General features: G+C 60.1%; 11 protein-coding genes. 5 read left to right on the top strand and 6 right to left on the bottom strand.

All coding sequences use genetic code 11. The features are described 5' to 3' along the window. Both EN879_RS11330 and EN879_RS11325 read left to right on the top strand, forming a co-directional pair. Nucleotides 1–762 (top strand): leucyl aminopeptidase (locus EN879_RS11330; protein ID WP_127274061.1); only part of this gene is annotated, 762 nt, incomplete at its 5' end. A gap of 28 nt (nt 763–790) precedes the next feature. After that, complete coding sequence (locus tag EN879_RS11325) at nt 791–1,240, top strand: DNA polymerase III subunit chi (RefSeq protein WP_013532504.1); 450 nt, start codon at nt 791–793, stop codon at nt 1,238–1,240. Between the two features lie 29 nt (nt 1,241–1,269). Here EN879_RS11325 and EN879_RS11320 read toward each other — a convergent pair whose 3' ends face one another. After that, nucleotides 1,270–1,755, bottom strand: coding sequence for a DUF995 domain-containing protein (locus EN879_RS11320; RefSeq protein ID WP_013532503.1), 486 nt, complete (start codon nt 1,753–1,755; stop codon nt 1,270–1,272). A gap of 133 nt (nt 1,756–1,888) precedes the next feature. Further along, nucleotides 1,889–2,812, bottom strand: a complete 924-nt coding sequence (locus EN879_RS11315) for a glycoside hydrolase family 26 protein (RefSeq protein WP_013532502.1) — start codon at nt 2,810–2,812, stop codon at nt 1,889–1,891. 602 nt (nt 2,813–3,414) lie between these two features. Between EN879_RS11315 and EN879_RS11310 the strand changes: the two genes are divergently transcribed. Further along, complete coding sequence (locus tag EN879_RS11310) at nt 3,415–5,295, top strand: cellulose synthase catalytic subunit (protein ID WP_013532501.1); 1,881 nt, start codon at nt 3,415–3,417, stop codon at nt 5,293–5,295. Between the two features lie 143 nt (nt 5,296–5,438). Here the strand turns inward: EN879_RS11310 and EN879_RS38940 are convergent, their stop codons facing one another. Next, nucleotides 5,439–5,687 carry a hypothetical protein gene (locus tag EN879_RS38940; protein WP_164755250.1) on the bottom strand — a complete coding sequence of 83 codons (249 nt, stop codon included), beginning with the start codon at nt 5,685–5,687 and terminating at the stop codon, nt 5,439–5,441. On the opposite strand from EN879_RS38940, the gene EN879_RS11305 reads away from it, so the two are divergent. Further along, on the top strand, nt 5,686–5,994 hold the full coding sequence (locus EN879_RS11305) for a hypothetical protein (protein ID WP_245478593.1): 309 nt from the start codon (nt 5,686–5,688) through the stop codon (nt 5,992–5,994). The two genes, EN879_RS38940 and EN879_RS11305, sit on opposite strands and share 2 nt — an antisense overlap. A gap of 159 nt (nt 5,995–6,153) precedes the next feature. Here the strand turns inward: EN879_RS11305 and EN879_RS11300 are convergent, their stop codons facing one another. The 3 genes from EN879_RS11300 to EN879_RS11290 all read right to left on the bottom strand — a co-directional run bounded on the left by EN879_RS11300 (nt 6,154) and on the right by EN879_RS11290 (nt 9,939). Next, nucleotides 6,154–7,155: a glycosyltransferase family 2 protein gene (locus EN879_RS11300; RefSeq protein WP_244514345.1), complete on the bottom strand. Its 1,002-nt coding sequence runs from the start codon at nt 7,153–7,155 to the stop codon at nt 6,154–6,156. Nucleotides 7,156–7,199: 44 nt separating this feature from the next. After that, a complete protein-coding gene (locus EN879_RS11295; RefSeq protein ID WP_013532498.1) occupies nt 7,200–8,126 on the bottom strand; it encodes a lysylphosphatidylglycerol synthase transmembrane domain-containing protein in 927 nt (308 codons plus the stop codon). A 184-nt stretch (nt 8,127–8,310) separates the two neighbouring features. Beyond that, nucleotides 8,311–9,939, bottom strand: coding sequence for a glycosyltransferase family 39 protein (locus tag EN879_RS11290; protein ID WP_013532497.1), 1,629 nt, complete (start codon nt 9,937–9,939; stop codon nt 8,311–8,313). Between the two features lie 211 nt (nt 9,940–10,150). On the opposite strand from EN879_RS11290, the gene EN879_RS11285 reads away from it, so the two are divergent. Then, complete coding sequence (locus EN879_RS11285; RefSeq protein ID WP_245321910.1) at nt 10,151–10,768, top strand: DUF995 domain-containing protein; 618 nt, start codon at nt 10,151–10,153, stop codon at nt 10,766–10,768. Nucleotides 10,769–10,914: the final 146 nt, after the last annotated feature.

The following is a 10,914-nucleotide window of genomic DNA, read 5'->3' as shown; positions in this document are numbered from 1 at the left end:
CATCAGGCCGGTAACGGCGGCAAGCCGAAGGACAGCCCGATCGCCTTCGTCGGCAAGGGCGTCACTTTCGACACCGGCGGCAATTCCATAAAGCCGGCCTCGGGCATGGAGGATATGAAGGGCGACATGGGCGGTGCCGCCGCCGTTACCGGCCTGATGCATGCGCTGGCGGCCCGCAAGGCGAAAGCCAATGTCGTCGGTATCATCGGACTGGTCGAAAATGCGGTCGACGGTCATGCCCAGCGTCCCGGTGATATAGTCACTTCGATGTCGGGCCAGACCATCGAGGTGCTCAATACCGACGCCGAGGGCCGCCTCGTGCTGGCCGATGCGTTGTGGTACTGCAACGACCGCTTCCAGCCGAAATTCATGGTCAATCTGGCGACGCTGACCGGCGCCATCATGGTGGCGCTCGGCCAACATTATGCCGGCCTGTTTTCCAACAATGACGAACTGGCCGAAAAATTGTCGGTGGCGGGGCAGGCGACTCAGGAACGGCTGTGGCGCATGCCGCTCGGCGCCGAATACGACAAGCTGATCGATTCCAAGAACGCCGACATGAAGAACATCGGCGGCCGTTTTGGCGGCGCCACCATCGCGGCGCAGTTTCTGCAGCGCTTCGTCAAGGACACGCCATGGGCTCATCTCGACATAGCCGGCACGGCGATGGGGGCGCCGTCGAACGAGATCAACCAGTCGTGGGGTTCCGGTTTCGGCGTCAGGCTGCTCGACCGGCTGGTGCGCGATAACTATGAGCAGTGAACGGGTTCGATCACTATAGGCTGAAGCGATGGCCGACGTTCTGTTCTACCACCTGACCGAATCGACGCTGGAGGATGCGCTGCCAGGCCTCCTGGAGCGCAGCGTCGACCGTGGCTGGCGCGCCGTGGTGCAGACAGGCACCGAGGAACGCCGCGATGCGCTCGACCAGCATCTTTGGACCTTCCGCGACGATTCGTTCCTGGCGCACGCAACCGATCGTGAAGCTCATCCCGGCGAACAGCCGATTCTGTTGACCACCGGCGACGGCAATCCCAACGACGCCAAGATAAGGTTCCTGGTCGACGGCGCGGTGCCGCCTGACCTTGGCGGCTACGAGCGCGCGGTGTTCCTGTTCGATGGCCACGATGCCGCCCAGCTCGAGGCGGCGCGAGGACACTGGAAGGTGATGAAGAGCGCTGGCCACGACGTCACCTACTGGCAACAGACGCCAGATCGCCGCTGGGAGCGCAAGGCGTAGACCAGCCGCTTGTGGCGGATGACTCGATCCTACAGTCTTGCCTTGATCCGGTTCTGTTTCCGGGTGACGTAGTCGCCGTGTTTCAATCTCTTGAAAACATACCAGTCGCCATCCGGAGCCTTGCGCTGGTAGATTACTTTGCCAGCCTGGCGGTGCTCGAAGCAGGTCATCGAGCCCTTCACGCCCCAGGAACCGTGCCATTGCGCACGCCAGCACAGCTTGCCGCCGCCGGGAATGAACCACATGCCGTCGCCATAGCCCGACTTGCCTTTGTCGTGGGTCCAGGACTCGAACTGTCTCTGCTTGACGGCAAAGAAGCCGGCGCCCTTCTTGCCCCACAGCCACGAATGGTTCTGATAGATCTGGTAGACGCCTTCGTCAGGAACCGCTGTGGCCTCTTGAGCCTGCTCGGCGATTTTCATCGCCGTCTTGGCTGTCGCAGGAGCCTGGAAGGCAAGAACAAGAACGGAGCAGGCGAATGCCGCTCCAAGATAATTTCCCACTACCCGCTTCACGAAACTTCTCCACAGACTGATTTACGCCACGCCTCAATCCTCATCCCGAACCGCTGGTTCGGGATGGATCACGATCAAACAAGGAGATTGGAAGTCGATCCCGATCGCGTCGGGGTCGATCAGCACGATGCGTCTACGGCAGGACGTGCTGGGTCACCCTCCAGTCGGGCAGACCATAGCCACCCAGCCACGGCCACACTTCCTTCTGGTTGAAGTAGACAACCGAAGTCAGCGCCGGGAACTCCGCGTAGGATTTGCGGGAATCTTCCTGCCATTTCGAGACATAGTCCTGCTTCCCGACATAGCCGAGTTCCGCAACGATGATCGGCTTGTTGAACACTGCAACGCGGTCATAGCCGGGCTTCAGCAGCTCAGCGAAGGTGCGGTCGCGGCCGGTCTCGTCATCATCTTTTTTCTGCAGACCGAACACCGACAGGCCGATGACGTCGACATAGTCGTCGCCGGGGTAGTATTTTTCCAAACCCTCTTCGCCTTTGGGCGACCACATGTACTTGGCTGCGGGGGCAGCCTTGCGGCAGATGTCGACTTCGCGCTTGTAAGCGGAGATCCAGTCCTTGGGAGCCCAGTTGGCCCAGGTGAAGCGGCCGTTCTTGTCTTCCATTTCCTGCGCCCAGCGAATGGTCACCGGGCTCTTCATCTGTCCCACCAGGTCGCAGATCGCCTGCATGTTGGCGTCATATTTGCCGCTCAAAATGCCGTCGCGCAATTCGGGCGGGGTGATGCGCCAGTCCTTGGACCAGGTCCACGGCTCAACCGTGATCAGCAGCGAACGGCCGCGCTGCAGCGCATAGGCGTCGGCGAGTGGCAGCGTCGACAGATCGACGTCTTCCCAGGGCAGGAACAGCTCTTCGATGCTGGCGCTCTTGTCGGCGCTGAAGTCGCCGTAGGGATCGTAGGATCCGAACGCCGAGGCGGCGCTGCTCGTCTGGACGGGGTCCGTCGCGGCTACTGAGCCAGCGCCTCCTGCCGTGGGGAACGCGGCGCTTCCGCCCAATGCCAGCGCGATTGCAAGTGCTTTTACTGTGGAGTGTTTCATGTCGATCTCCCATGGCCCCAACCTCTTGCGGAAGTTAAGGCTTCGCCCGTGCGCATCGATGCTTGATCGACACGATTACCCAAAACCGATCGGCTCTATTTGGCAGAATCTGCGGGATTTCGGAGCGACCCGTTGGCGGATGTGCGAAACCTGACACAGAGCCACCCAAAAAATTATCTCTCAAGGCCCTATACAGGGGGCGCTCGAGAGAAAGTTCGCCGCGATACTCACAAATTCGCGTCAATATCCCGATATATCATCCCTGGCTAATTTAAGAGCCGGTCGCGACCAAGAGTCAAGTGCAATTAACGGTTGCTTAACCATGTGCGCGCGACATGGTTAACGCTGCTCTCAAAGTTCGATCCTTGCCGGACAGCTTTGGCCCATCGGCGAATTCTCCAGCGCTGAAAAATTTGCGGCTCATCGTTCACGTGCTGGTCGGTGGAAACTGTTCCACCGGACTATCCTTAACCAGTTCTGAAGAACCGTAGTTAAGAAATAACTAATTTAGTTGACTCTAAGGATGCCTGAGCGGATTCTGCTGCTGGGTTAGGCTCATCGGCCGTCGTTTGGCTGATGCTCGGGTGGCGGCAGTAAAGTGTATGAGTGTTTCCGCGGACGTGGGGATCATCGGCAGTAAGACCATGCCGAAACGGGGGCGTGGGGCAGCTCCGGGCAAGGCGGCGGAGAAGCCTCCTTTTCTGGTGCCCGTGCTGTCGGCCGCCCAGAAGCGGATCTGGAAGCTAGGACTTGCCTGCTGGTCGGTAACGTTCGGATTTTTCTGGTTCTGGTGGCTGCAGCCCGGGCACATCGAACACGTTATCCCATACATGCTGGCGACATTGACGCTCGTATGGCTGACATTCATGCCGATGTATTTTCTCTTGAACGTGCATGCGATGAAAAAGCCGTCCAGGCTTCACACGATCCCGAAGCATTCGCGTGTCGCGATGGTGGTGACCAAGGCTCCGTCAGAGCCGTTTTCCGTGGTTGCGCGAACCCTCGAGGCAATGCTGGCGCAGGACTGTCCGCATGATACCTGGCTGGCCGACGAGGACCCGTCCGAGGAAACGATTGCCTGGTGCGATGCCCATAACGTCATGATTTCGACGCGGCGCGGGCGGGAAGATTATCACCGCAAGGTGTGGCCCCGCCGGACGCGCTGCAAAGAGGGAAACCTGGCCTTCTTCTACGACCACTATGGTTATGAACGCTATCACTTCGTCGCTCAGATGGACGCGGACCACGTCCCGACACCAACCTATCTCAGGGAAATCCTGGTTGCCTTTGCCGACCCGGCGGTTGGCTATGTATCGGCGCCGAGCATATGCGACAACAATGCCGCTGAAAGCTGGTCGGCACGCGGCCGGCTGTTCCCGGAAGGGATGTTCCACGGACCTTTGCAGTCCGGCCACACGGGCGACGGAACGCCGCTCTGCATCGGCTCGCACTATGCCGTGAGAACCGCAGCGCTCAAGCAGGTCGGCGGCCTTGGCCCGGAACTGGCCGAAGATCACTCGACGTCCATGCTGTTCATTGCGGCTGGTTGGCGCGGTGTGCATGCCATAGACGCCATTGCCCATGGCGACGGCCCGCAAACCTTTGCCGATCTTGTCACGCAAGAGTTCCAGTGGTCGCGGAGCCTGATGACGATCATGCTCGAATACTCGCCCATATACCTTTCCAAGGTATCGCCACGGCTGAAATTCCAGTTCCTGTTCCGCCAGCTCTGGTATCCGCTTTTCGCCGTATTTTCGCTTCTCATGTACATCATGCCGATATACGCACTTATTACGGGTCAGAATTTCGCCAATGTGACGTATATTGACTTCCTTCTATACTATGCGCCGAACTCGATTTCGCTGATTGTGCTGGTGATGCTGTTGAAGTCCTTCGGGCTGTCGCGCCCACTGACCGCCAAGACGATCAGTTGGGAGGGAATGTTGTTCTCATTCTTCGCTCGTTGGCCGTGGGTGCTGGCGGGCACGCTGTCGTCGATCCGCGATTATCTGACCAAGTCGTTCGTCGATTTTCGCGTTACCCCCAAGGGCAGCGGCCCGAAAAACCTGCTGCCTGCCCGCGTTATTGTTCCCTATGTGGTGCTTGCAATGGGAGCTTCGCTGCCGGTCCTTCTTGTAGACCGCGCCTCGGACGCCACCGGCTTCTACTGGTTCGCTGCCTTCAATGCGTTCGTCTACGGATTGCTTGTGGTCGTGATCATCACCAGGCACCTCGTGGAGAACAAAATTTCGTTGCGTTGCAATGCCGCGAAACTCACCTTGCAGGCCTCGCTCGCTGGCGTTGCGCTCTTCGTCCCGGGCGCCGCGTTCTGTGACCGCGGCCTGGAAGGCATATATGGGCTCCAGCAGGGGGCAGGCGGTATGCGCATCGTCAGCGTGGCCTACCCGGTTTCCGGAGCCGGGCGCGGCGGGAGCGGAACCCGCACATTCCATCTTGACCCCGCCTGGAATCCGCCACGCTGACGCCGACAGGCGTCCGTGCGCAAACAACTCCCCTGAACCGCATTTGCCTTGATAGCCGGCCGGCAAGCTGTGGCAGGACCAGGCACGAGCCCAAAAGGTCAAATTTTAATAATATCCGGTCGAGTGCCGAAAGACCGCGCTCATCATATCGTTTGCATGATATTTAATAAGTCTCCCCTAATATACAGCCCATGATGTGAGTGGCGATGGGTCACTCGCGTGGTGCGGAAAGCAAATAAGAGCAATATATCTCCGCGCTCCAGCGACTTGTATTTCATGGCAGGGATAGCGATGAACAAAATAATGGAAAGAGGGGCAAGGCTCGGCAAGAAACATGCCTGTGCATTTGCCGCGGTTGCATTGATCTCGATGATGTCCGGTTGCCAAAGCATGGATGCCACCAAGACGAGCTCGATCGGCACCAAGCCCGTGGTTCATTCGCTTGGCCAGAGGGTGCACTACGCCAAGGACAAGCGGCTGCATCTGATCAACCGCAAACCGCTCACCAAGATGACCAACGTGACGCGTACGAGGGAGGAGGCCTATGCGGCCTTCGTGCGGCCGCAGCGGGTCGGCAGGCCGGCGACGGTGAAGGTCTCCTACAGTCTGGGCAATGGCGGCCCGCTCCTGGGTCATTCGCCCTGGATATGTGGTCCGAGCGGTTTCGGCCAGCGCGCCAGCTGCCGTTCGCGTTACTAAGCCATCAGACCTGAAGCGCGGCCGATTTGACTGCTGCCGGGTCTTTGCCGGGGGGCGCGAGTGGAGGGCGGGAGGTTTGCGCAGACGTTGCGCTTTGCCTCTTGCCCTCCAACCGCCATGCGTTCGTTAGGCGCGGACCTCCGTGGCATTCCGATCAGGTCACGATGCTCGGCCCGGGGCGTGCCAGCCGTCATTGTCGCCGCCCGGCGGCCGTGGCCGCGCGACATAGGCCGATGCTCCGTTCGCCTCGTGATAGACGCGTGCCAGCATTTCCGCCAGCACGCCCGACGTCACCATCTGCACCCCGGCGATGAGCATGAAGAAGCCGGTGAACAGCATCGGGCGTGTTCCGATGTCTTCGGCGAAAAACAGCTTCAGGCAAAGCAGGTAGGCAAGGATCAGCGAACCCAGCGCGCCAAGCACGATGCCGATGCCGCCGAAGAAATGTCCCGGCCGTGTGCGATAGCGCATGAAGAAGTACATGAACACCAGATCGAGCACGACCCTGAAGGTGCGCGAAATGCCGTATTTGGACTGGCCGTGGATGCGGGCATGGTGCGTCACCACCTCCTGCGCGATGCGTCTGGGGGTCGTCACCGTGGCCAGCCATGCCGGGATGAAGCGGTGCATCTCGCCATAGAGCTTGACGCTGCGGATGACGTTGCCGCGATAGACCTTGAGGCTGCAGCCATAATCCTTGAGGCGCACGCCGGTGACGCGCGCGATCAGCGCGTTGGCGATGCGCGAGGGCAGCCTGCGCATGAAAAAACCTTCCTGGCGGTCCTTACGCCAGCCGACCACCAGGTCGAGATCCTCGCTCAGCAGGCGATAGACCATGCGGGGGATGTCGTAGGGATCATTTTGCAGGTCGCCGTCGATCGTGGCGATGACGTCGCCGCGCGCCGCGTCGATGCCGGCCTGCATCGCGGCGGTCTGCTTGTAGTTGCGCACCAGTTCGACCGCATGCACATGCGAGCCGTAATGCGCTGCAAGGCGCCTGATCTCGCTCACCGTCGCGTCGGTGCTGCCGTCATCGACCAGCACGACCTCCCAGGGCTGGTCGTAGCGTTCCATCGCCTGGTGGATCCGTGCCAGCAGCGGCTCGACGTTTTCGGCCTCGTTGTACATGGGGACGACGATGGACAGCGTATGGTTCGGCATTACCGCGCCGTCAGGCAGTCCCGAAGCAGGGATGGGCAATACGTTCATTGGGATGGCTTCCTTGCAGGTCCGACAGCCGGATTTCCCGGCAGCGTCGATTTCGAGGGAAACAGCCAGGCGATCGCACCCGTGGCGATTGCCGAGCAGAAGATGAACAGGTGCAGCGCCAGCGCCGCCTGCAAGCCATTCTTCATCGTGATTCCGGAGGTGAGCAGCGCCGCCGCTGCTCCCGCTTCATAGGTGCCGAAGCCGGCGACGCCTTGCACCGGCAGTATGGCGGCTCCTTCGGCCCCAACGACGCCTGGAAAGGCGGTCGAAAAGGATGTCCCCAGCAGCATTGCCAACAACCATCCCTGCACAGTGAGCTTCAGCGACCAGTTCGCGATCGTCCACCACCAGCCATAGCGCGAGCGTCCGGTTGCTTCGGTGAACACATCTCGGAGCTTGCCGAGCTTCGCCACGATCTTGCCGCGGCCGGCCCAGTCATGCGGTGCACGCGCCCAGCGCGGCAGGTACCAGGCGGCGACGATCAAGACGGCCCCGCCCGCAATCCTAATCGCCGGATGCAGGCCCGGCCACACCGCCAGGGCGAGCACGCCGACGACGAAAGCGTCCTGCAGTCTGAACCACAGCAGTGAGGCGCTGGCGCGCATGATCGGTATGCCGAAGACCTGGCGCAGGAGCAGGGGAAAGGCCGTCTCGCCGCCGCGAAAGGGCACGACGTTGATCATCGCATTGTGGATCAGAATGACGCGCAGGCAGGCGCCGAAGCGGCCATGCACCTCGTCGCGGAACTCGTCGCAGACGCGCAGCGCACGCAAGACATAGGTGGCGAAGAACGCGATCGTCGCCACGGCGAAGGTGCCGGGCGTGATGCGGGCAAAGGCGTCGCCGACCATGCGCCAGCGCGAGTCGCTGGCGAGCCAGGCCAGCAGGGCCAGCGTCACAATGATCGAAATCGCTCGTTTCAACAATTCCTCCGGTCGCAGCCGTCGAATTCCGCCAGCCGTAGAGATATTTGACCTTGCTGGCCGGCTTGTCTCGCTTAGCTTGCTGCGTTGGGCAGGCGAGGGCGGGTCGGCAAGGTCGCTGACCGTCGCCGGATTTCCAACGTTTGCCTGATCCCCAGCCCATAAGCCCAACGGCCTGACCAGATCAAGGCCGGCTGATTTCATAAATCAGGAGGTTGTCCGAATCCAGCCGCTTGGTCCCGATCTTGTTGAGATAGTCGATCACCCCGTCATGATGCTCGATGAACGGCCGTTTCTGACTGTCTTCGGCATCCTTTGCCACGCCGAACCAATCCGCGCCTTGCGTGCGAAGTTCCTCAAGCTGTGCTATCGCGATGGCATCGTCCTCGACGAACCTGGACCACTCCACGTCGCCGCCACCAGGCGGAAACACCCACCCGCGCGCCCTGCTGTAATAGACTGCGACGGGATCTCCCACCTCCGGAGCGATGGCCACGACAAGATCGCCAGGTTGGGCCCTGCGCGCCAGCTCGTCGCCAAGCAACTTTCCATTCATGGCGAAGGGCGCCTTCATCGTCCGGACGAGGGGAAAAGTCGACCAGACAAGCATAGCGGCCACGATGCAAATCGACCGCAGAATTATCCCAGGAGACGGAACGGTTTTGGCTCCAAGCGTCGCCAGGACGACCGCGCCACGGCCGCAAAACATCGCAAATGGCACATGGAATATATGATAGTTCCATGGATTGGTCGTGATCTCACGTGCCGCAGCGAGATAAACAACAGAGGCCGCTGCAAGCCATATGAAAGGTATGGCCGAAAGAGCGCGTTCTTTCGATTCCGCGACTGGCTGGGGCGGTATCCAGAATCCGACCGCCATCAAAATCATGAACGGATAGCCATAAAACCACCAGACCGACGTGTTCCAAACAGATTTGAAATAGAAATCGTTGCTGAAAAACGTCCAGAATCCAGAATCCCAGATGTATCCGCTGCCCGCGACATGAAAGGGCGGATAGGTTCGCCCGAGATAAATGGCCCAGCTGTAGTAGGCGCCGATGACGAACAGGCTGACCAGTCCGCTTATGAATACTTTGGCCGCATGCTTTCGCCGATTTTGCAAAAGCCAGCAAACCATCAGATAGAATATGACGCCTCCAGCAGCCAAACCCGGTGGTTTTGCAAGCACACCGAGGGAAAAGCTGGCTGTGGCGAAAGGGAGCAGCCACGCGCTGCCTCCCGTCCAGTATTTCGTGAAAAGCCAGACGCCCAAGGTTACCAGAGCCAGCATCGAGGGGTCGGGAAGAAACGAGCTGTCGATCATGATCGCCGCCGGCATCAGCGCATAGGCAAGTGCCGCGGCGTGGGCGTGCGTCTCGCCCCAGCATAGCGCCGTTAATCTGTGCAGTGAAAACACCGTCACCAAGCCGAAAAGGGCCGCAATCATGCGGCCGAACCAGTCGTGCCAGCCAAAGAGTTGGTAGAGTATGGCGGTCAGATAGCTGACGATCTGGAACTCGCGGCCCTGATAGCTTGGCCCGGGCCCGGTCCAGCTGACCTCGGGGAAGAAGATGTTCCAGCTGCGCTGCTGGAAATTGTCGGCCATCATCGCGGTACTTGTTTCGCGCCAGCTGAAGGCATCGACCAGCGGCAAGGTTATGTTGTGGAACCTGAACAGGATCGCAATGAACAGTATCCCCAGCAAGATCGCCATGTTGGGGCTCACGGTGTTGCGAGCAGTCGTTTCCCGGACGGTCGACTGCTGCCGGTATTGCTGACCTTCGGCCTGGTTCAATTCCGGGTCGCCCGCCATTTGAAACCGCGTCCTCCCTGACGTCTGCGGATGTTGCTTTTGAGTGCGATTGTCAGAGTTGGCAGAGCATATGACACATTTCTTAATTTTGACGACAGCGGGATGCGCACATCTGGAACGGTTGTTGTCCGTCCGCTCGCAAAGGTTGACATCACCGTTCTCGCGACTGTTAAATAGTTCATACGGCTGTCAGAGCGATGATAGTGCTACCTTGGGCAAAACGGGCATGCGAACGCCAATTGTACTGACAGCTCTGACCGGATTGCCACCGCATGGTGTCGACGGTCGACGCAAACATTGTCGGTTCGCAACTTGTATGCAACTCATGTTTCTCCTGGCCCTCTGCGGCCAGACGGCGCTTTCGGGAACGGCGCATGCGGCTGCCGCCAAAGACGGCAGACCAGCGGGAACGGTCATCGCACCGGCTCCAACTGCCTACGAGCTGCAGCTTCTTTATGCCGACCGCACATGGATATGGAAAAACGGCGCGGCCTTTTTCGCGCAGGACAATCGACGTCTCCAGGCCTGGACGTCCGGGCAGGACACCACGTCTGTCGCGGAGGGTAGATGGCTGGTGACCAAGGATGGCAAGATGTGCATGGAGCTCGCCTGGCGATCGAAAGGTTACACCGGCGAGCAGCACCGCACCTGCTACAGCCACCGCATTCAGGGCCTGAATATCGAGCAACGCAAGGATCCGGACGGGGAATGGTACGGTTTCAAGCGATCTCCCGAGGATCCTTCCGACGAATACAAGAAATTCGAAGCAGGCGACACCAAGGGCGCGCAGTTCGAAGTGACCCGCAAGCTGGTCGATGCCAAAAAGTAGGCCGCGCTTCCGGCCGCGCTGAGATGGCCGGGCTGTTCTTCCCGTGCGCCTGTCGTGGAACCCGCGAATCGCTTATGGTTGAGTGGCTCGGCAGGCGCTCGGCGCGCCGAGCGCATTTAGTCGCATTCAACTGCATCGCCTGGACG

The organism is Mesorhizobium sp. M7A.F.Ca.AU.002.02.1.1 (assembly GCF_003998535.1).
GTDB classification, from domain to species: domain Bacteria; phylum Pseudomonadota; class Alphaproteobacteria; order Rhizobiales; family Rhizobiaceae; genus Mesorhizobium; species Mesorhizobium ciceri.
The sequence above is the reverse complement of the archived record's forward strand: the minus strand, read 5'-3'. Positions and strand labels throughout refer to the sequence as shown.

Excerpts from the sequence above, each read along its gene's own strand:
- EN879_RS38940 (WP_164755250.1), bottom strand. The coding sequence starts at position 5,687 with ATGCTTTGGCAACCGGACATCATCGAGATCAATGCAACCGCGGCAAAT.
- EN879_RS11315 (WP_013532502.1), bottom strand. The coding sequence starts at position 2,812 with ATGAAACACTCCACAGTAAAAGCACTTGCAATCGCGCTGGCATTGGGC.
- EN879_RS11325 (WP_013532504.1), top strand. The coding sequence starts at position 791 with ATGGCCGACGTTCTGTTCTACCACCTGACCGAATCGACGCTGGAGGAT.
- EN879_RS11300 (WP_244514345.1), bottom strand. The coding sequence starts at position 7,155 with ATGCCGAACCATACGCTGTCCATCGTCGTCCCCATGTACAACGAGGCC.
- EN879_RS11290 (WP_013532497.1), bottom strand. The coding sequence starts at position 9,939 with ATGGCGGGCGACCCGGAATTGAACCAGGCCGAAGGTCAGCAATACCGG.
- EN879_RS11305 (WP_245478593.1), top strand. The coding sequence starts at position 5,686 with ATGGATGCCACCAAGACGAGCTCGATCGGCACCAAGCCCGTGGTTCAT.
- EN879_RS11310 (WP_013532501.1), top strand. The coding sequence starts at position 3,415 with ATGAGTGTTTCCGCGGACGTGGGGATCATCGGCAGTAAGACCATGCCG.